At 38.3% G+C, this 23,537-nt stretch carries 19 protein-coding genes and 1 tRNA gene; 2 read left to right on the top strand and 18 right to left on the bottom strand.

All coding sequences use genetic code 11. From position 1 onward, the window contains the following. The first annotated feature begins 142 nt into the window (after positions 1–142). Positions 143–877 carry a hypothetical protein gene (locus tag BUA72_RS14645; protein ID WP_072923576.1) on the top strand — a complete coding sequence of 245 codons (735 nt, stop codon included), beginning with the start codon at positions 143–145 and terminating at the stop codon, positions 875–877. A 100-nt stretch (positions 878–977) separates the two neighbouring features. On the opposite strand, the gene BUA72_RS14640 is transcribed toward BUA72_RS14645, so the two are convergent. From BUA72_RS14640 to BUA72_RS14565, 16 genes are all read right to left on the bottom strand, one after another. Further along, positions 978–1,445: a VOC family protein gene (locus BUA72_RS14640; RefSeq protein ID WP_072923575.1), complete on the bottom strand. Its 468-nt coding sequence runs from the start codon at positions 1,443–1,445 to the stop codon at positions 978–980. 51 nt (positions 1,446–1,496) lie between these two features. Then, a complete protein-coding gene (locus tag BUA72_RS14635; RefSeq protein ID WP_072923573.1) occupies positions 1,497–2,744 on the bottom strand; it encodes a hypothetical protein in 1,248 nt (415 codons plus the stop codon). A gap of 110 nt (positions 2,745–2,854) precedes the next feature. Continuing rightward, complete coding sequence (locus tag BUA72_RS14630) at positions 2,855–3,994, bottom strand: T9SS type A sorting domain-containing protein (RefSeq protein ID WP_083544224.1); 1,140 nt, start codon at positions 3,992–3,994, stop codon at positions 2,855–2,857. A 469-nt stretch (positions 3,995–4,463) separates the two neighbouring features. Beyond that, positions 4,464–6,917, bottom strand: a complete 2,454-nt coding sequence (locus BUA72_RS14625) for a hypothetical protein (RefSeq protein ID WP_072923570.1) — start codon at positions 6,915–6,917, stop codon at positions 4,464–4,466. Between the two features lie 213 nt (positions 6,918–7,130). Continuing rightward, the gene (locus BUA72_RS14620) at positions 7,131–9,161 is read right to left on the bottom strand and encodes a TonB-dependent receptor (RefSeq protein WP_072923569.1); all 2,031 of its coding nucleotides are present in this window, start codon (positions 9,159–9,161) and stop codon (positions 7,131–7,133) included. 284 nt (positions 9,162–9,445) lie between these two features. Further along, positions 9,446–9,519 (bottom strand) — tRNA-Ala (locus tag BUA72_RS14615). 169 nt (positions 9,520–9,688) lie between these two features. After that, positions 9,689–10,168 carry a MarR family winged helix-turn-helix transcriptional regulator gene (locus tag BUA72_RS14610; RefSeq protein WP_047453247.1) on the bottom strand — a complete coding sequence of 160 codons (480 nt, stop codon included), beginning with the start codon at positions 10,166–10,168 and terminating at the stop codon, positions 9,689–9,691. Further along, a complete protein-coding gene (locus BUA72_RS14605; protein WP_072923567.1) occupies positions 10,165–10,662 on the bottom strand; it encodes a GNAT family N-acetyltransferase in 498 nt (165 codons plus the stop codon). The genes BUA72_RS14610 and BUA72_RS14605 overlap by 4 nt, the downstream gene beginning before the upstream one ends. 529 nt (positions 10,663–11,191) lie before the next feature. Continuing rightward, on the bottom strand, positions 11,192–12,607 hold the full coding sequence (locus BUA72_RS14600) for a TolC family protein (protein ID WP_034727868.1): 1,416 nt from the start codon (positions 12,605–12,607) through the stop codon (positions 11,192–11,194). A 94-nt stretch (positions 12,608–12,701) separates the two neighbouring features. Next, on the bottom strand, positions 12,702–15,848 hold the full coding sequence (locus BUA72_RS14595) for an efflux RND transporter permease subunit (protein WP_072923566.1): 3,147 nt from the start codon (positions 15,846–15,848) through the stop codon (positions 12,702–12,704). 1 nt (position 15,849) lies between these two features. Beyond that, positions 15,850–17,037 carry an efflux RND transporter periplasmic adaptor subunit gene (locus tag BUA72_RS14590; RefSeq protein ID WP_047453255.1) on the bottom strand — a complete coding sequence of 396 codons (1,188 nt, stop codon included), beginning with the start codon at positions 17,035–17,037 and terminating at the stop codon, positions 15,850–15,852. Position 17,038: 1 nt separating this feature from the next. After that, complete coding sequence (locus BUA72_RS14585) at positions 17,039–17,494, bottom strand: transcriptional regulator (protein WP_034727861.1); 456 nt, start codon at positions 17,492–17,494, stop codon at positions 17,039–17,041. A 116-nt stretch (positions 17,495–17,610) separates the two neighbouring features. Continuing rightward, a complete protein-coding gene (locus BUA72_RS14580; RefSeq protein ID WP_047453257.1) occupies positions 17,611–18,123 on the bottom strand; it encodes a GNAT family N-acetyltransferase in 513 nt (170 codons plus the stop codon). A gap of 375 nt (positions 18,124–18,498) precedes the next feature. Further along, positions 18,499–18,729 (bottom strand): DUF2007 domain-containing protein, encoded by a 231-nt coding sequence (locus BUA72_RS14575; RefSeq protein ID WP_034727856.1) that lies wholly within the window; start codon positions 18,727–18,729, stop codon positions 18,499–18,501. A gap of 62 nt (positions 18,730–18,791) precedes the next feature. Next, entirely contained in the window at positions 18,792–20,117 is a 1,326-nt protein-coding gene (lat, locus tag BUA72_RS14570; protein ID WP_047453260.1) for an L-lysine 6-transaminase, read from the bottom strand. A 105-nt stretch (positions 20,118–20,222) separates the two neighbouring features. Next, a complete protein-coding gene (locus BUA72_RS14565; RefSeq protein WP_034727851.1) occupies positions 20,223–21,773 on the bottom strand; it encodes an L-piperidine-6-carboxylate dehydrogenase in 1,551 nt (516 codons plus the stop codon). Between the two features lie 134 nt (positions 21,774–21,907). On the opposite strand from BUA72_RS14565, the gene BUA72_RS14560 reads away from it, so the two are divergent. After that, complete coding sequence (locus BUA72_RS14560) at positions 21,908–22,111, top strand: hypothetical protein (protein WP_072923564.1); 204 nt, start codon at positions 21,908–21,910, stop codon at positions 22,109–22,111. A 112-nt stretch (positions 22,112–22,223) separates the two neighbouring features. Here BUA72_RS14560 and BUA72_RS14555 read toward each other — a convergent pair whose 3' ends face one another. Next, the gene (locus tag BUA72_RS14555; protein ID WP_047453265.1) at positions 22,224–22,421 is read right to left on the bottom strand and encodes a type II toxin-antitoxin system antitoxin; all 198 of its coding nucleotides are present in this window, start codon (positions 22,419–22,421) and stop codon (positions 22,224–22,226) included. Positions 22,422–22,509: 88 nt separating this feature from the next. Then, positions 22,510–23,373, bottom strand: coding sequence for an SPFH domain-containing protein (locus BUA72_RS14550; protein WP_047453267.1), 864 nt, complete (start codon positions 23,371–23,373; stop codon positions 22,510–22,512). Positions 23,374–23,537: the final 164 nt, after the last annotated feature.

The raw sequence follows: 23,537 nt of genomic DNA, 5'->3' as shown, positions 1-23,537 counted from the left end.
ATCAAGATGGAAAGGAACATTAGAAATCAGGGTGGACATCTTTTAGTCAGAAACCACCTTAAAAAATAAGACTAAATGAAGAGTACTCTACTAAAAAGAGCCTTCAATCCATATCAATTAAAACATTCTAAATTTTTAAGTTATGTCAAACTACATCGAACTCAACGCAAACAAAGTATATCCAAAAGGAAATGCTAAGATTTCTAAAAAAGATTCAGGAGAAATCCTGGTCACAGAATTATCTAAAAGTACCGACGGGGTGACCATCGATACCAACGGAGAAAATAAATTTGAACTTTCATTACAGCCGGTTAATATTAATGCCGGGCTTGTATTTGGAGCTTCCATGAATATTCTTGACAAATATAAGCGTGTAAAAACAGTAGCTCAATGGGCTTATCACTATGAACCCGGAAAAGACTATTCTGTTTTGGCGGTCAACAGTTTGCTGGAAGGCAAAGAGATTTTAGTCCAGTTCTTCAAGAATGGACAGGAAGTTCATCAATATACGGTAATCAACCAACCCGACTCACAACATACAAACTGGATCGGATTGGTATTAAGCCTGGTAGCCTCTGTAGCAACAGCTGTCATTTCTGCCATTGATTATGAGAAAACAACAACCGTGACAACCGGACCTGATGGGAAAACAACCACAACGGTAACCACTAAAAAATCTTTTGGCGGCGGTGGTTCAGCTAAAAAATCATCATCTCCGAACGACCCGAGCGGGCATGTAGATTTTGATCATATTTATATCACATCAAGCAGAGTCTTCGATACGGAAGTGTATGAAGAACTGGATGGCCCAATTAAAGAGGTAGTCTTTACCGGTAATTTTGAAAAGTTGGAATTACAATCAATATCTAATATATGATTCTAAAAAAGTGAGAAAGAAGATTAACAATTAATCTTCTTTCTTTTTTATGAGCAGACTCCAAGGTCGAAGAGTCATTTTCTATTAATAGTAATGTGGATTAATCACTTGAGCTGTGATCTGCTATTAACTGTTCAGCCAAACCAATCAGCAGTCCGTCCTTTGCACGAATATAGCATAAACGATAGGAATTTTCATACTGAACCAGCTCGCCTGCTAATGTCGCGCCGTGTTTCAGAAGTCTGGATACCAGTTCATCAATATCCTCCACCGTAAACATCACCCGAAGATAGCCAAGCGAATTCACAGGAGCGGTCCGATGGTCTGAAATCGTGGGTGGATGTATAAATTTAGAAATCTCCAGTCTGCTGTGTCCATCCGGAGTAACCATCATAGCAATCTCTACATTTTGTGATCCCAGTCCGGTAACCCGGCCGGCCCATTCTCCTTCAATGGTTGCGCGCCCTTCCAGTTTCAGTCCGATTTCCTCGAAAAAAACAATGGCTTCATCCAGTGATTCTACGACAATGCCGACATTGTCCATTCGCAGTAATTTACTTTTTGGCATAATTTGAATGTTTTAAATAGTACTTAAAATGAATACATTATGATTTAAAACTTACCTGTTAAACGGATATTCATTGATCCAGTGAAAACCACGCCTGTTCAGCTTGTAATCTTCCTTTTTCTTTTTTATTGTTTTCATCCTTACAGAGTCGCTACCAATATTTCCTGCAAAAATGATGCTGTCTTTCTGAACATTGTAATGCAGATAAGCGTATATATTATCCCTTTCCGTTTTACGAAGGGTAAGCGTTTTTTTTCCTGTATCTACAAGACCCTGAAACGCCCTGGTACTGTCATTATTAAGAATTATACTGGTCTTGCCAGCGTGACTGATTAGTATTTTTTTCCAGCCAACAGAATCGTTGCTACAGAGCGGTACTCTCTGATTGTTTATTATCAATTTTTCAACACTGTATGCGCCCTCCATAGGTACAGCCGGAGGTGTATAGAACAGCATTGATGAAGAACTGAATATAAAAAAAGCTATCACTAGGCACTTCACGCCAATTAGGGTATTACGCTTCCATCTTTTGTCGGATGTCCGTTTTTGAAAGCGTAATTGTGATGGCTGATGCAGAATAAAAAAGCGATACAACGCAATGGCATCACCGCTTACCATAAATACACAAAACAAAACAATATGGCTGGAAAATATTTTTACCGGCACATCATAGAAAAAATTAAGCAGGGCCACATTGATCATTACCGTCATGGAAAAAAGCGCTCCAAAAGTTTTGGTTCGTCTGAAAAGAAGCAAAAATCCACCCATCGCTTCCAGCAGTCCGGAAACAAATGTATACCCGGTGGAAGATCCCATCATGGTCCATACCATACCCATGGGTGACATATCGCCTACTTTTTCTTCCAGCCTCCCAATTGAGTTGGCGGGAAACTGACCATTGTGCAGTTTTGCAAAACCATATGAAAGCATGATCATTGCTACATAATAGCGCACCACCACTACCGTAAACCAATGAAGATCTTTAAATGTGCGCTGTTTTTTATCTGTAAGAATTACAACGAGTGCAGCTATTGCGGCTAAGCCAATATTGACAGCCACTACCCAATAATCTAATGTCGTATCGCCACTGCCAGTCATCTTAATATACTCCACCTGCTGCTGCTGAAAAACATGTTTACACAGCCACAAAACTCCGTTTTTATATAATTGTTCTAATGGCGAAAACTGTGAAGTGAAAATAAAAAAATACACATAAGAAATAACATAAAGGTGCAGGAAACGCAATACAGCATTGCGTTGTCTTTGATTAGGAAAATTGACGGTATTGTTATTGTCCATTATAATTCTATTTATTTAAAGGTAACAAAATTGAGTATACCAATTGCTTAGGTATGTAGTAAAAAAGGCTACCAATGGCAGCCTTTTCTATTATTAATCCTAAAAATTAATTATTTTTTTATTGTTTTCAAAGTTTTGATACTGCCATCATTCATTTTTAAGGTTATAAAATAAATGCCCTGTTTTAAATCACCAAGATGAATAGATGCAGATGGTTTCTCAATAGTTTTTACCCATCTTCCTAAAGCATCTGTAACGTTAACAGATTTTACTTTGGATATATCAGAAATCGTAATCAGATCACTGAAAGGATTTGGTGATACGCTGATCTTTTTTGCGTTTTCCGCTACTTCCTGGGTAGACAGCGCTGTACTGTCGTATGCTGAAATCTGGAATTCTCCACTACTTTCACCCGCATCATATTTCCATGCACTGATATACAATGTAGCTCCTGGAGTTTGTCCGGTTAAAGAAATCAGAGAAAAAAGTCCATCGCCGCCATCATCATTACAACCCACTTCTGTTAAAGAACCACAGGTTCCGCTAAAGACAGAAACGGATGAGTCTCCAAATGAAGACCCGGAAGTTTCTTTGGTTTCTATCGTCAGGTTACCGCTTGCCGGAACCACTACACTAAACCAAATATTCTCAACGGCATCAGCATTACACGAAGGTACTGCCCCGTCTGTTGTAGCTCCGGAATTGTTGGAAGTGATGGTTCCTGAAGCAAAATCTGTTCCTACAGTTAATGGTGTAGCCCCTGAGCAATTATCATTCGAAGGTGGCAAAGGATCATATGCTGAGATCTGGAATTCTCCGTTATCTGTATCTGAATCATATTTCCATACACTTACATAAAGCGTGGTTCCCGGGGTCTGTCCGGTTAATGAAATCAGCGAAAAAAGTCCCGAAGCATCGTCATTACAGTCAATCTCTGTTAAAGATCCACAGGTTCCACTGTACACAGTAAGTACTGAATCATCAAATAAAGACCCGGAAACTTCCTGGGTTTCTATCTTCAGGTTTCCACTTGCCGGAACAACTACGCTGAACCAGACATTCTCCACCCCGTCTGAATTACACGATGGAACAGAACCGTCAGTAGTAGCATTTGTATTGGTGGAAGTAATGGCACCTGATGCAAAATCGGCACCTACAGTTAATGATGTTGCTCCTGAACAATCATCATTTTGGGCGTATGCCAATGTGGCCGCCAGTAAAGACATGCAAAATAATAGTTTTTTTTTCATAATATTTTTTTAAAAAGTTTTTGGTGTATACCGTAACGATGATAGCATTGCTTTATTTTTTCAGTTTGACAGATGGACTCTCAGTCTGACTAAAATGATAACAATATTATTATTCTATTAACGGTGATCTCTTATCACAAATATATAAAATTAATCAAACACACTCCTTTTTAATATATTATATTCTTAAACGATCCAATTTTTAAATTTTTAATAAGGAAAACTTAGAAACAGCAAAGTCTCCCGGTTAACGTTCTAACGGATAAAACAGGCTGCTATACCCTGTTGATATTTACATTTATTCAATTTCTAGCAAAATGATTAATAGTCCGGAAAAATTACCTTGATTATACAAATGCAGTTTGATAAAGCGTAAACAATAGCCATTGAGTAGCTAAACACCACAGTTTTATTCCAGATTAACATTCTGAAATTCGTTTTTTTTCAGCAACTGCATCCCAGATAAATTTTAGAATCCCAGAAGTTTAAGCTTAAATTGAATGGCGAAATTATCTTTAAATTTTGGAGTATTGTAATAGCCTACCCTGTAGAAAAACCCTAAATTAAATTGGGAGGATAAGAAATTATTCCATTCCAGACCCAGTTCATTATATAAATGATCTAATTTTTTAAATTCAAACTGATGAAATTCCGGATTCTTCATATCGCCGATGGTTCCTCTGTAGATCACATCGAAACTGGAAACATTCTTCCCAAAGCTTTTGAAATACCAAGGCAGTCTATGCGTAAGATAAGCACCTACAAACTTGTCATTATAATATTTCCCGCCTTCCATGGTGGCAAAACCCAGATAGGAAGTAAGGTTGAAATTCAATCCTCCGTTTCCATTACCCAGCCCGTTCAGCGTAAAATTCTTCCAGATGGGCGCATCACCGGTAACCAAACCTCCATAAAGCCTCACTCCTGTTAAACCTAGCTTAGTCTTAAAATTATGGACAAATAGCGCATCAAATCTACTGAACTGAACATCACCTCCCAACGCTTTATATCCCTGTTCATAATTAAGATAGAGCTCCGGAAGATTCTGCTCGTAGGTGTATTTTCCGGTAGGAGTCATTATATTTTTAGAATTGGGAGAATATTTTAATGTGATGGTTGATGATGCAATATCGAAACGGCTTCCTAGCTCTTTAAAATTATAATTAAATTTTGATTCTTCCTGGGTTCTTTTAGTTGCAATATTAATCGTTAAGGCATTGGTAATGTCATTTTCATAACTCACTTTAAAACCTTTATACCCAAAAAAAACGTTATTATTCAGAGCAACTCCGGAGTTCATAATTTTCATTCTGAAATTCCATAAGTTTTCAGAAAAACGACCCGCTGCCATCACATCATCAAAGTATTCAGCCCTGAAAAATGAATTTTTCTGCAACGTTGTACGTACGTCTACTCCAACTCCGTATTTAAAATCCTGATCATAAATACCATACGCAAAATAAGCATCCGGAGAAATAAACTTATTGAACTTTTCATTCAGTTTGACACCGGCACCCAAACGGATGTGCTCATATTTATTGTAACCAATTACCCGAGCCAGGTCAAAATCAAACATTCCCAGTCTTACTTTGCCTTTGAGTAAACCGGTTAATGCTTTTGCCCTTTGGTTGAGTTTATATTTAGCACTTAAGCTATCGATTTTGGTATAAGTAGCTGCTTCCCGGCCGGTCAGATTTTCGGTACGGTATTGATCGATGCTGTTTCCGTCTGAATTTTTCACGCTCATCGTGTAGCCTTTAAAATCTTCAGGTATTTCTTCAATAGAGGTTTTGAAATCAAAATAATCAGCAGTAACAAAAGCATAACTGCCAAACTTTTTCATGTGCTTTTTAGCGGATTCTTTCTCCTCTTTGGTTTTATTTTTGTCCTTACTATCCTCATTATCAAAAGAGGCAGAACCCATTTTCAACTTGTAGTTTTCTTTGACAAGGAACCATTTATTTTCAACAGGTTTCCAGATGCTCGTAATACTGCCTTCACTTTTAATTTTACTGTTGCTTTCTATTTTTTTCAGCGCGTAGGTTGCTTTGTCCACATAGAGATACCCATTGTATTTTGTTTGTTTTGCAGACTGTTTGTAATCAACCTGTCGAAAGCGGATGACATAATTCTCCCGTCCTTCTATTTCGATAGAATCTGTTAAAAAGAAACGATAAAGATTCCTATTTTCCTCACGGACTTCCTTTGGAATCTGATTTCTGTTGGAACGGAAAGCCATCAGTTCATAGATAGGCTCTTTAAGACCTGCCACTTTGTTATCTAAAATATTGATTTTCTCCCCGTACTTTTTTGAATAGAGATTTTGAGAAGCTCTTTCCCACAAAAACATTTTACTTCCGCCTACCAGCTTCATCAGATTAACAGACTCCAGAGAATCTTTTCTCTCTGCAGCTTTCATGGATCGTTGCGGCAGCTTCTTAAGCGAGTCGATACGGTTGGTGATATAAGCATTGTAAGCATTGATACTGTCTTCATCAAAATCCAGAGAAATTTTCTCATAGGACTTGAATGAATAAGAATCTAAGCTCTTAGGAGAATTCTGCTGGTAATTTTCGTTGACTTTCCTGAGAATTTCCAATGCCTTGGGATCACTTTTATTCTCCAAAACTATGGCCTGAATATTTTTGACGTTGGGATCGGTCTTAGCTAAAAAGACTTCCATTACTTTATCAACAACAACATCATCACTCTGGAATCCGCTTGCAGAAATTTCTACTTTTTTACATTTTGTTGTAAAAACAGACATCCCTGATGCATCTGTCCTGCCTATTATCTTGCTGTTACAGGAAACGGTTGCATTAGAAATGGGTGACTGATCACCGGAATTTTTGACCATGACTTTTGACTGTGAAAAAATGCTGAAGTATCCGAATGATAACAGCAGGATAAGAGTTTTTTTCATATATGTTTTTTTCGCTATGTGATTTAATAGTTTATCAGCATATCACTTTATTTTCATATTATATAAGCAGTAAAGTAATATAAGCTTTAGTAATTCTAGCAAAAATTGGGCTAGTGTATCCTATTCTATCATTTAGAGGAAATCTATTGCTGAAAAATAATGATGATCATGTGCTTTATGACCAATGTAATAAATCCTTTTGAGCTCCAGGAATTAAAAATCCGCTTTAATACCCAGCACAAAATTTCTTTTCGAAGCAGGATTAAAATACCGGTTTCCAAAAGCATTACTATCAAAACCGGAAACATAGTTCTCATTATAAAGATTCTGAAGCTGCAAGGACAGATTTAGTCTTGTTTTATCCAAACTGACCGGAAACCTTAACTGTATATTTCCGATTAAACTCGGCTCTGACCATACAGAATTAGCATCATTCAAAGGTATTTTTGAAGTGTAAAAATGGGAATAATCGACAGACAGTTTTTTGAAAAAAGTAAAATTTAGCAAGCTGTTAAGCGTCGTTCCGGGAACCCCTGTCAGATCATTCCCGGAAAAATCATTTTCATTCTGCCGGTAATTTTGAAATCTAAACTGGTAAAACGCTCCTGAAAACCGAAACTTTATTCTATTGAAAAAATCATTTTTCAGATCAAAATCTTTAGTTTCCAAAAAAAATTCCCAACCTTTCTGAACTGTTTCTCCTGCATTGACAAAATATTCCTGGCCCGCTTCATTTTGCCTTCTCACAATCGCATCTTTCATACGGAAGTCAAAATAACTCCCTTCTATAAAAAGATAATTCCCCAACTGCTTTCTGATGCCAGCCTCTTTATTCCATCCGAATTCAGGGCTTAGGGTAACATTAAATTCCTGAGTGGATGATCGTATTTCTTCATTGGTAGGAGCAGAATTTCCCTTACCTATCTTTGCTCTGACTAAAAAACCTTTTGCCAGCATATAGGTCAGTCCAAAGTTGGGAAGCCATTGGTCCTTAAAATGTACGCTGTGGTTCTGTGACTGAGGATAAAGTCTCTCTCCTTTATAGGAATTTGAATTGAGACTCAAAGAAATGTCAGTAAAAAGTTTAGCATTAAAATTCAGTTTCTGGGACAGAAAATAAAAACCTGAAGTATTTCTGATCCGGTCAAAATTTTGAGGATTGCCTATATATCCCTTATTATTATCATAGTTTTTCACTAGGATATCGTTGAGGCCTCCTTCGAAGCCAAACCGCCAGGCTAATGAAATTTTCGTCCAGTTTTTCTCATAATTTAAATGGGTTCGTAAAGCAAAGTTCTTTTCAAAACGGTTCTCAAAATTGGTAATGAACGGGTTTTTAAAATCAACATATGATCCCTGAACTAAAATAAAATGGGAAAAAGCGGGAGTAAAATTATATTCATTCGAAAGACCTGCCAAAATCATTTTATTGCGGATTCCTGCATTTTGTTCCAAAGCACCAGGCAGCGCAGGAGTCGCAGGCCTTGCCAGTTTTCTATCAATTTGCATTTGTCCAAGAGTTAATCCCCCGGGAGTCCGGTAGTCCAGATCAGTATACATGAGCATAGCCCGGAGCAACCCTTTTTCTGAATATTGAAAATGATCTTTGATGAAGATCTGCTTCCTGAGCATTTCAGACTGCTGTCTGTACCCATCTGTCTGGTAGTGATTCTGAAAAATTTCAAAAAAATGTTTCCCAAGCTGTTTTGATAGATTAAAACTCTCATTAAAAGTTCCATAACTTCCAATGGAAAGGCGTGCAGAAAGGTTTTCCGAATCTTTGGTTTTAAGAAGAACAGTACCTCCCGTAACGGCTCCATAGTCTCCGCTTTCCGGGCCTTTGTAAATTTCCATCCTGTCGATCAGCTCAGGAGAAATCACATTCAAATACGTATTTCCGGAAGCATCAGATAAAATAAAATCATCCAGATACACTTTTACATTACGAACACCAAAAGGAGATCTCAAAGTGCTGCCTCGAATAGAAAGCCTGTAACTTACCGGAGACCTTTCTTCCATCCTGACACCAGCCGTCTGATTGATGGATTCCAGCATTCTTTCGGGGGTATTTTGACGGAGTAGATTTTCAGAAACCACAGAAACTGATTTTGTGGAAGACATAAAGCCTGACGGTTTTTTGTAAGCCTCAATTTTAACTTCTGATACAAGGGTTGCCGAATCTTCCTTTTGAGAAAATAAAGCCGTAACATACAATATAGAAAAAAAGAGAGATATTTTTTTCATAAACCAGGAATACGTAAAACTATACTTTTTCTTTCTATTGAACAACGAAAAAAACAGGGTCAGTACTCCATGATTGACTGAATATTACTAACAACAGGATTAAAGAAGCGTTTCTTAACTCTCTTTTCCAATCTTATCTATTTGCCACTAAAATATCATGGATAGAGCCATTTTTAAAAGAAATGAATGACTTGATCTAAAAATAAAAATCCTGTATTTCCGAAGAATTACAGGATTAATAAACTTTTCAAGCGTATTTGATGAAATTTAAATCATCTGCTCAGTGGAGAATACGGGATTCGAACCCGTGACCTTTTGACTGCCAGTCAAACGCGCTAGCCAACTGCGCCAATCCCCCTACTTGTTTAAAGCGATACAAAAGTAAGTATTTAAACCGCATATCCAAATATTTTCTCACTTTTTTTCTCAAATTTTACAGTAAACTTTCCTTTACTACTAACGATTTAAAGAGATTCATAAGAAATTTCGCAATTGTATTATCAACAAATAACTGGCAATCAATATATTTACTTTGAATTCTTTAATTGCAATGCCCTCTGATAAAAAGACTGCTCAGCAATTTTGGCTTCTGCTTCGTCAATAGCCTTCAGAAGATGATTTTGATTATCGGCAATCTCACCCAATACTTTTGAGACCAAATCCCAAACGGGTTTCATTTTTTCAATCAGTTCAATGCCTTTTGGAGACAGTACAATCAGTCTTCTGCGCTCATCCTGTTTGTCTTTTTTTGACTGGATAAGCTTTTGTTTTTCGAGTTCTTTAAGCAGGCTTATGGTTGAAGGATGCGTGTATCCTATTTCGTTTGCGATCTCTACAACGCTCAGCATGGTTTTGTGATGCAATGTAAAAATGACAGGAAACCATTTCGGCTCAAAATCAATTCCAAAGGATTTATAGATCAAAGCACCATCTTTTCTAAGTTGCTCACTGAGACGCTGAAGTCTGGTGGAAATTGCAAGAATCCCCGATTCATCTATTATATTCATACCGTCTGGTTTATGATTAAAGAATAAAAAACATTATCCGCACTCATCAATGGAAAACGGGCCGGCAGATTTTCTTTTTCCACCTGTACAAAATGGTTTCGTTCGTAAAAACGGATGGCTGCTTTTAATATATTAACTGTTCCCAGGTAGATCGCATCTATTCCACTTTCACGGCAGAAAGAAATCAATACTTCCAGAAGCTCCTGGGCAATATTCAGTTCTTTTCCTCTGAATTCCTTTTTGACGAACATTTTTCTGACTGCTCCTTCCCTTTCATCAAATTTAACCAATGCTATGGAACCCACAAGCTCTCCGTCAATAAAAGCTCCCCAGAAGTTTCCACCTGCTTCCGTGTAAAAGCTTTCGATCTGTTTAAGATCAGGTTGGTCTTCAATAGTAATAGGCACATTAAATTCTTTTTGCTGGATAGTTAGAATCATCTCGATAAGCTGATCGGAATACGTATTGTCTAGTTGTTGAATATGTACGTTCATGTCTTGTTTATTTTACAGTACAAAACTACGTAGTTTACTACATATATACAAATAAAATTATCCATTCTGTTGTTTTCAAATTTTAATAGACTATTATACTGACCTTTAATAATGATGTTTTTATTGTTGGAAAAGCGCAAAGGCGCAAGGATTTCAATATTAAAACGCAGATTTAAGGCGCAAGAAAATCAAAGATTTTCAGCTAAGGAAGATGATGAGATTGCTTCGTCGTTACACTCCTCGCAATGACAGTGTTCATCAATTTTATCGCAGATAAAATCTTTGAGCCTTAAAGCATAACCAAAGTCATTTTATTTGCGACTTTGCGTTTACCAAAAAAGCATTCAAAATTAATACTAAATAATTATTGCTGGAGAACGCTAAGACGCATAGGCTATTAATTTGGCCTTAGATCAGAGTCATATAAATTTTCAGTGCGTCTTTTCGATTAATCCAACAAACATACAGCCAATAAAAAAACGCACATCATTTCTGACGTACGTTTTTATTACTGATTGAATGAAAATGATTATTTCCATCCACCACCAAGAGCCTGATACAGCTCTACGGCAGCTTTCATTTTATTGTATTCCGCATTGGAGATATTCAACTCTGCGTTTAATGAATTCACACTTGCATTCAGTACTTCAAGATAGTTGGCCATACCGTAGTTGACTAATTCCTGAGAGTAGTCAACAGACTTTTTGTAGGCATCCAGTTCTTTCTGTTTTAATTCAATAAAAGAATCCTGAACTGAAAATACTCTGATCGCGTCTGAAACTTCTTTTCCGGCTGTAAGAACAGTTTTTCTGAAATTCAGATAAGCCGTTTCCTGATTCGCAAGGCTGACGTCGTAATTCGTCTGGATCTGTCTTTTATTTAAAATTGGCTGGGCAAGACCGGCAACCACATTTGCAAACAGTGAGTTCACACTGAACAAATGATCAAGGTCCACCGACTGCAATCCTCCGCTTCCTGTAAGCTTTAACGTAGGATAAAACTGAGCTTTTGCTGATTTGGTAAGCTCGAAGGCATTCATCAGACTATACTCCGCTCTCATCACGTCCGGACGGTTAGCCAGTAACTGTGCAGGATACCCCAATTTAAGATCAATCGGAAGTTTTTGTGTTTCCAGCGTAGATCTTGCAATCGAATGAGAAGGTTCTCCAAGAAGAAGGCTCATCGTGTTTTCAAGCAACTGAGTCTGCGTTTCAATATCGATCAGCAGGGACTTTGCATTGAAAACAAGCGCCTCACTCTGCTGTACCGCTACTTCAGTAACATTTCCTGAGATTTTTAATGCTTTGGTAGTTTCCAGGTTCTTTTCTCTTACCGCTATGGTTTCATTGATGATTCTTTTTTGAGCATCAAAAGTCAGAAGCTGGTAATAAGCCGAAGCAATAGAAGCTACCAGATCACTCTTAACCGCTTTATGAGCAGCAACAGTTCCTAAATACGTCGCCAGCTGAGCTTTTTCCTGAGCTTTTAATTTTCCCCAAAGATCTGCTTCCCATCCGATAGTTCCTGTAATATCAAACTGATTGACATAACGTCTTTCTCCAATGATCTGTCCAAACTGTGTATTGATAGACTGCGTCTGAAATGTATAGTTCGGTCCTACAGAAAGGGTTGGCTGGTAGGCCGCTTTACTCTGCTTCAGGTAAGCTTCTGCGGAACCAATGCTCTGCAGCGCAATCCTGATATCTAAGTTGTTTTCCAAAGCTTTGGAAATATGTCCCTGCAATACAGGATCCGTAAAAATTTCCTTCCACGAAACGGTTCCTACACTTACACTGTCCGAAGGAAGCATATCTGTACGGAAAAGCTTTTCGTCTACAACGTTTTTCGGTCTCTCATAGTCTTTTCTGGCCATACATGATGTAATGGCTCCCAGTATGACAGCTGAAAAAGTTATTCCTTTTATGATGTTTAATAAACTCTTCATTATAAAAAATTAGAAATTAGATGTTAGAGGTTAGAAGCCAGACAGGATTTTAGACTAATTTCTAATATCTAGCTTCTAACTTCTCTAATTAATTTTATTCTGCTAAATTGATATCTTCTCTTTTAATCGGCTTCACTTTTTCCTGTAAAGTCTGGAAAATCACATACAGAACAGGAATTACGAAAAGTCCTAAAATGGTACCTATTAATAATCCTATCGCCGCACCTGTTGCAATAGACCGGTTACCTACCGCTCCAATTCCACTCGCAAGAACCAATGGCAATAATCCGAAGATGAACGCAAATGAGGTCATCAGAATCGGTCTTAACCTGGCTTTTGCAGCATTGATGGCAGACATGACAATGGTTTCCCCATGATGCCTTCTCTGAACGGCAAATTCGATGATCAAAATGGCGTTTTTCGCGAGCAATCCGACCAACATAATCAAAGCAATCTGGAAATAGATATTGTTTTCCAAGCCCATTATTTTTTGTCCGAAATACGCTCCCATTACCCCAAGAGGAAGAGAAATGACCACAACCAACGGAAGGATATAACTCTCATATTGAGCAGAAAGAATAAAGTAAACGAAAATTAAACTTAATCCAAAGATCAAAAGGGTCTGAGATCCTGAATTTAATTCTTCTCTTGTTAATCCCGTAAATTCTACATCGTAATTTTGATTTAAAGTTTCTTTGGCAACATCCTGTACCGCTGTAATCGCGTCCCCTGAACTGAATCCTGCAGAGTTGGCACCTGTAATCTTCACAGAGGTAAACAGGTTATACCGGCTTACCGACTGTGGTCCGTATGCTTTTTTCAGCGTTACAAACTGAGAGATTGGTGACATGACTCCGGATGCAGTTCTCACATACAGTTCATTCAAGTTATTGATGTTCTGTCTGTTTTCAGGAAGTGCCTGAACCATTACTCTGAACTGTTTCCCGTATTTTGTAAAGTCGGCAGTGTAAACCCCTCCGATATATCCCTGCATCGTACTTAAAATCGTGTTTACAGAAACACCCATCTGCTTGGCCAAAGGAACATTGATGTCCATTTGATACTGAGGGTATTTTGTATTAAATGATGACTGGGCAAATTCAATCTCAGGTCTCTGCATCAGCTTCCCGATGAACTCGTTGGTTTTGTTGTCGAGATCAGCATAGTCTCCTCCTGATTTGTCCAGCAATACCATTTCAAAACCGGCACTGTTACCAAAACCTGGTACACTTGGCGGCTGGAAGAATACGATTTTCGCATCCGGAACTTTTCCTGAAATACCGAATAATTTTTTAGTAATATCTTCAGAGGTCTGCCCGTCTTTTTTCCTTTCGTCAAATGGTTTCAGCTTCACAAAGGCAAGACCGTTGTTACTTCCGTTTCCGGATAAGAAACCTCTACCGGTAGAAATCGTTACGTTTTGTACTCCCGGAACTTTTAAAGCATTAGCCTGAAGTGTTTTCAAAGCGTTGTATGTTCTTTCCATAGAAGCTCCCGGAGGAAGCTGTACATCTGTAAAGATAATCCCTCTGTCTTCTGTAGGTACGAAACCTTTTTTCATAGTTCCACTTGCCCAGTAAAGGATCCCTGCCGTCACAGCAAAGATGACCAGTGTTACCCATTTATGTCTCAATAAGAACACAAATCCTCTTCCGTAACGGTCGGTTGCCGTTTTGAAAGCAATATTAAACTTGTAGAAAAACTTCTGTAACAGGTTTAAGTTTTTATATTCTGAGTGATGCTCTGAGTGAGGTTTTAAGAATAATGAACATAAAACCGGGCTCAGCGTTAATGCATTAATTGCAGAAATAATGATCGCAATGATCAGCGTAATACCAAACTGCTGGTAGAAAACTCCCGTTGGACCTGTAATAAACGTCACCGGAACGAATACCGCTGCCATCACCAAAGTAATGGAGATAATAGCTCCTGTGATTTCATCCATCGCCTCGACGGTTGCTTTTTTAGCATCGGAAATACCGTGTTCCATCTTGGCGTGAACGGCCTCGACGACGACAATCGCGTCATCCACCACAATACCAATTGCAAGCACTAATGCGAATAAGGTTAAAAGGTTTAATGAATATCCGAATAAATTCAGGAAGAAAAATGCACCCACAATAGATACCGGAACCGCAATGGCCGGAATTAAGGTAGATCTGAAGTCCTGTAAGAAAATATACACTACGATAAATACCAGAATAAAGGCTTCAATTAAGGTATGAACTACCTTTTCAATGGATGCCTCAAGGAATTCGTTGGTATCGAAGTTAAACGTATATTTTACCCCTTCAGGGAAGCTTCCTTCTGCTGATTTCAGATAGGTTTTGATGTTTTTAATAATTTCCTGGGCATTGGAACCCGGCGTCTGGAAGATCCCCATACTGATGGAAGGGTTATTTCCGTTTTCACCGACTCCTGTGTAGGACTGTCCTGCCAATTCAACTTTAGCTACATCTTTCAGCATTAAATTCTGTCCACTTGGAAGCGCTTTAATGATGATATTGTCATATTGTTCCTTTTCGTTGAATTTACCGACATATTTAATGATATATTCAAAAGAGCTACCGCTGTTTTGCCCGATAGAACCGGCAGCTGCTTCTCTACTTTGCTCATTAATTGCAGCCGTAACATCATCCGGAGTTAATCCGTAAGCTGCCATTTTTGAAGGATCAAGCCAAACTCTCATCGAATAGTTTTTACCCCCGAAAACGTTGGCATCACCTACTCCATTAATTCTCTTTAAGTTCGGAATAACATTGATATTCAAAAAGTTCTGAAGGTATACATCATCCAGGTCTTTATTTTCAGAATAGAAAGACATATACATCAATGCACTGGTCTGCTGTTTCTGTGTTACAACTCCGGAACGGGTCACTTCACTCGGAAGTAAGGGTGTTGCTCTGGTCACACGGTTCTGTACGTTTACCGCGGCAATATCCGGATCAATTCCCTGTTTAAAGAATACCTGAATTTGTGCTGAACCATCATTTCCGGCACTGGAAGTAATGTAATCCATTCCTTCCACCCCGTTGATCTGTTCTTCCAGAGGTACTACAACACTTTTCATAACAGTTTCCGCATTGGCTCCCGTATAGTTCGCTGAAACGCTTACTGTGGGCGGTGCAATATCCGGATACTGTGTGACTGGCAGGGCAATTAACCCCAAAACCCCGAGAATCACAATCAAGATTGAGATTACGGTGGATAAAACCGGTCGGTTTATAAAATTTTTAATCATTTTAGAATTTCGGTTTTATAGATTGTACAAGGCTATCCATTTTTACTGGTTTCGGCTTTACGGCAGTTCCTGTTTTCAATCCTCCGATCCCTGCAGCAACAATCATTTCACCTTTATTGATACCCGTTTTTATTAAGGCCATATTGTCAATTCTGTCGATCACATTGATCACCACATTTCTTGCCGTATCTCCTTTATCCACTTTATACACGTAAACGATACCCTGCTGTTCGTAAGTTGCGCTTTCCGGAACGACCAATACATTATCATACGTTTTTGGAAGTCTGATAGATCCACTGTTCCCATTGCTCAGCAATTTCTGCGGATTGGCAAAAGCAACCCTGAACTGAATGGTCCCTGTTGTTGCATCAATTTGCCCTGTAATAGCTTCAATTCTGCCTTTTTCAGAATAGATACTTCCATTGGCCAACTGAAGCTCAACCATCGGAAGATTTTTGATCTTCTCTGACATACTGGCTCCCGGAGATTTTTCAAGGAAATCAAAATATTCTTTTTCATTCATGGAAAAATAAGCATACAATTCAGAAGTATCTGAGATAGTCGTTAAAGCAGTCTGATCTGTAGGGCCTACTAAACTTCCCACTTTTAAAGGAAGTCTTCCTATTACTCCTGAAATAGGCGCACGAATGACCGAGTACTCGATATTGGCTTCTACCCCTTTATAATTGGCAACCGCCTGTCTTTTGGCTGCTGTAGCCTGCTGCAACTGAGCCTGAGCTTGTGCAAGATTAGCCTGAGCGGTCTGCAGCTGTACACTGCTGATGATATTTTTCTGAACAAGAGGTTTCAGTTTGTTGACTTCCACCTGAGCTGCATTTACAGAAGCCTGTGCTGCTGCAATGGTAGATTCGGCTGCACCGATACCGGCTTTGGAAGCAGCAGCATTTTCGGTAAGGATATTGGTTTCAAGACGGAACAAAGGCTGTCCTTTTGTAACATACTGCCCTTCGTCTACTAAAACCTGAGTGATATATCCCTGTATTTTTGCGCGGACATCATTGTTAACCCTTCCCTGGATGGTAGCCGGAAATGTCTGATAGCCTACGATATTTTTCGCCTCCACGTTGATCACAGGATAAGGTTTTGGCCCGTCCTGTTTTGGAGCTTCTTTTTTGCAGGCCGTCAGTGAAAACGCTGCAATAGAAAGTATAACTAGCTTATTATTCATTTTAAAGTTTATTAAGAGATTCCTGAATATTTTCTATGTTTTTATATAAGAGTGCTTTGTAAGCTTCTACGCGTTCGTTGTATTCATTGTCATGATTTTTTTTAAAGTTGTTTAGGTCATCCAGCAGTTTGAGTTCGTCCTCCATTTTTTGAACAATTTTTTCAAATCTGATCTTCTTGTATTCATCATTGATGAAAAAATACCGTTTTCGTTCATCCATCTTGTTGTGGTCGATGATGAGCTGTGCATTCAGCAGTAATGAAATACTGGTGGAAACAGAGCTCTTGCTTGCAGAAAGCACTTCGACAAATTCGTCAAAAGTAATACCTACTTTCTCGTAATCGAAAAGCAGGTAGGCATAGATTTTTGACGCTAAAGGCGGTAGGTTGAAAACGGTGCCATAAAACTTTACGGCATCTTGAAAAATTTTTTCATCAATTTCTATACTTTGGTGCATAATATAAAAGTTTTGACAAAAGTAGAAATTAGTTCAGAACTAAACGAACAAACATGATAGAGTTTATAAATACAACTTCTTTTAAAAATTCAATGAAAGTTGATTTAACTTTTGGCTTAAATTATAATCTTCTCATAAGCCTTTCTCAGTCCGTCCGCCAAAACTACTTCACCACAATAGGAATAACCCTTGCTTTCAAGGATTTTAAGCATGGCAATATTATCGTAATTCGTATCTACTTTTATACTTTGGATTTCATGGGATTTTGTAAAATCTTCAATATGGTCAAATAATTTCTTCACCATTCCCTGGCCGGCAAATTTTCCATCAACCGCCACTCTATGTACAACAACGAATTCCCCGTCACTCAGCCATGCTCCTTCAATAGTGCTGTAAGCCGGTTCATCATTTAAGATCAAAGCCGCATATACAGCAATCTCTCCGTCTATGGTCATCACATATCCAAAGCCTTTTGCAATATCACTTTCTACCGTTCCCATATTAGGATAACCATTCTGCCATTGGGTGCTTCCGTCCTGTTTTCTTCTTTCAATGGATTGTTGGATAATGGCCCAAATGGCGTTTCTGTCTTCAATTTCAGCTTTTCTCAGCTTAGTTTCTGCATTCATTGTTGTTTATTTTATATTGGAAATTTAGAGATTATGAGATTCGGGACTTTTTGTTTTGGCTATTATGCTTACCTCTAAGGCGGGCTAAAGCCCACCCCTATTGAATATTTTATCCCACAGAAGACAAGGCCACAATTTTTAATTCTTTAACCTTTTTAATCCGGATCAAGGCGGCGGGCTAAAGCCCACCTCTGTTGGATATTCTATTCAAAAGCAATAGTCCAAAATTTCTTAATTCCTTAATCTTTTAATCTTTAAATTTTTAAATTCTTAAATCTTTAAATAATGATTATTACAATTTGAATCAAAAAACCGAAAACTAATTAAAATTAATTTTCGGTTCGAAGTAGTAAAATTTAAAATTATGAAATTGTTTTATTGATTTTCACTTTGTTGAAGATAAGCATCTATAATTTCGAATGCATTCTTCTCGTCTTCCAGATCTACCATCACTTTCAGCGACGTTGCGGTAGGCGTTGTCGTGAATGTAAGATAACTGTTTTCGACGCTGTTTGTAATTTGTGCATCATCCAATTTAGACTTTATTAACTGGATTTCTGAAGGCTTATCACTTTCAAAAACCGATACTCTCGTACTTCTTTCCATATTCTATATCGTTTGAGTATCTAAATGTACAATGTTTTTTTGAAAATTACAAATCTTTGATTTTAAATTTTGTTAAGATTGTTCTCGATTTTATCTAATGCTAACTGAATTTCTTCCTGTGTAACATTAAGATGCGGTCTGAAACGAAGTGACTGATCTCCACATGGAAGAATGATCAATCCGTCCTTGAAAAGTTCGTTCATTAAATGGTTTCTGTCTTCTGCTGAAGGAAGGTCAACAGCACACATCAGGCCTCTTCCTCTTGCATTTGAAATTTTCTCAGGATATTTCAGAGCCAGTTCTTTTAGTCTTTCCAACAGATAATCTCCAACCACTCTTGCATTTTCCACAAGGTTTTCTTTTTCGATTACTTCCATCACCAACTGGAAACGAAGCATGTCGATAAAGTTCCCTCCGAAAGTAGAGTTAATTCTTGAGCTTTCTCTGAAAACGTTGTTCGGAACCTGATCAAATTTTTCTTTGTTCGCTAAAACTCCGCAAACCTGAGCTTTTTTCCCGAAAGAAATAATATCCGGTTTTGCTGTAAAATGCTGGAACGCCCACATTTTCCCTGTAATGGCAATACCTGTCTGAACTTCATCAAAGATCAGCAGGATCTCATTCTGATCACACAGTTTTCTTAAGCCCATTAAGAACTCGTCTCTGAAGTGATTGTCACCACCTTCAGCCTGGATAGGCTCAATAATGATGCACGCCACCTTATCAGGATTCATCAGAATAGCTTCCTCAATCTGAAGAAGAGCTAATCTTTCGTTCTTAATCGTTTCCTCTAAATTCTCCTCTGTGATAGGGAAAGATAATTTAGGATTTAAGATTCTTGGCCATTCAAACATCGGGAAATACTGATATTTTCTTGGGTCAGAAGTATTGGTTAAGCTCAATGTATAGCCGCTTCTTCCGTGGAATGCCTGTCTGAAATGTATACAGATCCCGGCTTCCGTCTGAAGTCCTTTTTCAAAATTCTTACGCGTTTTCCAGTCGAAGCACGCCTTCATTGCATTCTCTACCCCTAAACTTCCACCTTCAATAAAGAAAGCATACTGCAGTTCCTCAGGAATCACTACTCTTTCAAACACTTCCAGAAAGTGAGCATATTCTTCTGAGTACACGTCTGCCAAAGTTGGCTTGTTAACCGCCATTCTTCCCAGCCATTCTGATCTTTCTACAAGATAAGGGTGATTGTACCCTACAGAAGCTGATGCAAACATCGAGAACATATCCAGGTACTCTTTGTCTGTAAGCTTGTCATATAGCCATGAACCGTGGGATCTTTCAATATCCATCACAAAATCAAAGCCGTCTGCCAAAACGTGTCTTCCTACTGTTTCTTTTACTTTATTTGCTTTTATATCAATTGTTTGTTCCATAATTAACTGTGTTTGATTTAAAAATTGAATGCTTAAAAAGATTTAAACATTCCAGGTTATTAATTTTTAAATTTTTAAATCGTTAAATGATTTAAATTAGAATTTTTACAGGTCAAATTTAATCCCTTGTGCTAAAGGAAGTTGAGCTGTATAATTTATTGTGTTGGTTTGTCTTCTCATGTAGTATTTCCAAACGTCAGATCCTGATTCTCTTCCGCCTCCGGTTTCTTTTTCACCACCAAAAGCACCTCCGATTTCAGCGCCTGAAGTTCCGATGTTTACGTTCGCAATACCGCAGTCTGAACCTGCATGAGAAAGGAATAATTCTGCTTCTCTAAGATTCTGAGTCATGATAGCAGATGACAATCCCTGAGGAACATCGTTCTGGATAGCGATCGCTTCCTCCAATGTTTTGTATTTGATCAAATATAAGATCGGCGCGAAAGTCTCGTGCTGAACGATCTCATAAGAATTTTTAACTTCTGCGATACACGGCTTCACATAGCATCCTGATTCGTAATCTTTTCCGCTTAGAACGCCACCTTCAACCGCAAATTTTCCGCCTTCTTTTTTACATTTCTTGATAGCTTCTTCGTACTGATTAACAGCATCCACATCGATAAGCGGTCCTACGTGGTTATTTTCATCCAACGGATTTCCTATTTTCAGCTGTCCGTAAGCTTTTACCAATCTTGTTTTTACTTCGTTGTATACGCTTTCGTGGATGATCAGTCTTCTTGTAGACGTACATCTCTGTCCGGCCGTGCCTACAGCTCCAAAAACAGCTCCGATGATAGACATGTCAATATCTGCATCTTTAGAGATAATAATAGCGTTATTTCCACCTAATTCAAGGATAGATTTCCCGAATCTTTCTGCCACTTTGGAAGAAACCATTCTTCCTACTCTTGTAGAACCTGTGAAAGAAACCAATGAAACTCTTTTATCATCTACCAGTTTCTGCCCAATCTCATGGTCAGCTACCAATACGCTTGAAATACCTTCAGGAAGATTGTTTTCCTTTACTACTTCAGCCATAATGTTCTGACATGCGATGGCACACAATGGTGTTTTTTCTGATGGCTTCCAGATCGTCACGTTTCCGCAGATCCATGCTAAAGCGGTATTCCACGCCCATACAGCAACCGGAAAATTAAATGCAGTGATGATTCCCACCACGCCAAGCGGATGGTACTGCTCGTACATTCTGTGACCAGGTCTTTCTGAATGCATGGTATAACCGTGAAGCTGTCTTGAAACCCCAACTGCGAAATCACAGATATCGATCATTTCCTGAACTTCTCCAAGACCTTCCTGAAGGGATTTACCCATTTCATAAGAAACCAGTTTTCCAAGGTCGTCTTTATATGTTCTTAATTTCTGGCCAAGCTGCCTAACGATCTCTCCTCTTTTAGGAGCAGGGATAGATCTAAACTCCTGAAACGCCTTCTGAGCCGTCTCAATTACTTTGTCATAATCACTTTCTCCGGAAGTCTTAATTTTGGCGATTAGTCTGCCGTCTACGGGAGAAAAACTTTCTATCGTTTTCCCCGAAGCAAAATATTTTCCGCCCACTGAAGTCCCCTTATTTTCTTCTTTAATACCAAGGTTTTTGAGTGTTTTTTCGATTCCGAAATCCTTTACTTTTTTAGACATAAAATGTTACTTTTCGTTTCCTCTAAAGATAGAAATATTATGCGAACCTCAAAATTTTAATTTTTAAGCCGCTTTTTATTTGGACTAATTATAAACATGCTTATCTTTGCAGCGTAATCTTTTGAATTTCAGGAATGGAAAATAACAAGACCGTAGAGGATACTCATACAGCAGAGGAAAAGAAGACTTCCAAATGGAAAAGTCTGGTGAAAAAATTTGGGATAGGCGGGATTATATTCTTCACGGTAAAAGGAATTATCACTTCTACACTGATCTATTTCCTGGGTAAGAATTTCTGGACTGTGATCAGCAATTACTTTACCACTTTATTTGAATAACACCCCATTTATTAAAAATATAAAAAGCAGAGAAAATTTCTCTGCTTTTTTATTGTATGGAGGTTAATTGGGTTAGTATTGTTCTGGTATTTGAAAGCTTGCCGGTGAAGGTTTATTCATCCGTGTCTTTCTTTTTCCTCCCCGAATTGACCAGGCTTTGATGCAACAGGTATTCGATCTGTCCGTTTACGCTCCTGAACTCGTCATTGGCCCACTTCTCCACCTGCTTGTAGGTAGATTCATCGATCCTGATAACAAAAGATTTTTTGCTTTTGCTTTCGGAGGGTTTTGAAGTTTTTTCCGATTTCATTTTTTCTCTTTGCCTGTTTAATAATTCTTTTCAACAATGCACACGATGCAAAGGCATTTTACTCAGCTGAGTCTAAGAATTCATTCATTTAATAAAGCGTTCCTGCATTTAAGATGGGCTGCGCTGCTTTTTCACCGCAAAGTACCACCATTAAATTGCTTACCATAGCTGCTTTTCTTTCATCATCAAGTTCTACGATATTTTCTTCAGACAGTTTTTTCAATGCAAGGTCTACCATTCCTACGGCACCTTCCACGATCTTCGTTCTTGCTGCTACAATGGCTGTAGCCTGCTGTCTCTGAAGCATCGCTCCTGCAATTTCTGAAGCATAAGCCAGGTGAGAAATTCTCGCTTCCTGAATGATAATTCCCGCTTTTGAAAGACGGTCAGTCAGTTCCTGCTCCAAAATAGAATTGATTTTATCTCCTCCTTCTCTCAAAGTAATCGGTGCATGATCATCTTCTAAATTGTCATACGGAAAACTCATCGCCAAATGACGTACCGCCGCTTCACTCTGCATTTTAACAAAGTCTGAATACCGCTCAACATCGAATGCTGCTTTATAGGTATCTCCTACTTTCCAAACCATCACGACTCCGATTTCAATAGGGTTTCCCATTTTGTCGTTTACTTTCAAAGTCTGCCCCTGAAGATTCTCTGAACGCAGTGACATTTTCTGTGACGAGTACAAAGGATTGATGAAAAATAATCCGTTGTCTTTTACCGTTCCTACGTACTTTCCAAAGAAATTTAATACTCTTGAATGGTTCGGCTGAATGATCATCAGTCCTTTCAGAAAGAAGCAGAACAGCAGAAAACAAAGCATCGCAATGATCACAAACGTAATACTTTGCTCAACTCCGGAAATAAAAAAATAGACGGCTCCCGCAAATAAAATAAGACAGAAAACTAATGCCAGATAGCCCGACATGGGCTTTAATACTTTTTCCATGATTACAATTTTTAATTTGATATTGTTTTGATATCATAAAGATATAAATTAGTTTTGAATTTTGAGTGATGAGTGATGAGTTTTTTTGATGCAGGGTTGAAAGATTGGGAGTTTATGAATGGAATGATCTGAATGCTTGTAACTACCGCGTCTTTTTGCTTTGC

The sequence above is a fragment of the Chryseobacterium sp. OV279 genome (genome assembly GCF_900128945.1).
GTDB lineage: Bacteria > Bacteroidota > Bacteroidia > Flavobacteriales > Weeksellaceae > Chryseobacterium.
The sequence above is the reverse complement of the archived record's forward strand: the minus strand, read 5'-3'. Positions and strand labels throughout refer to the sequence as shown.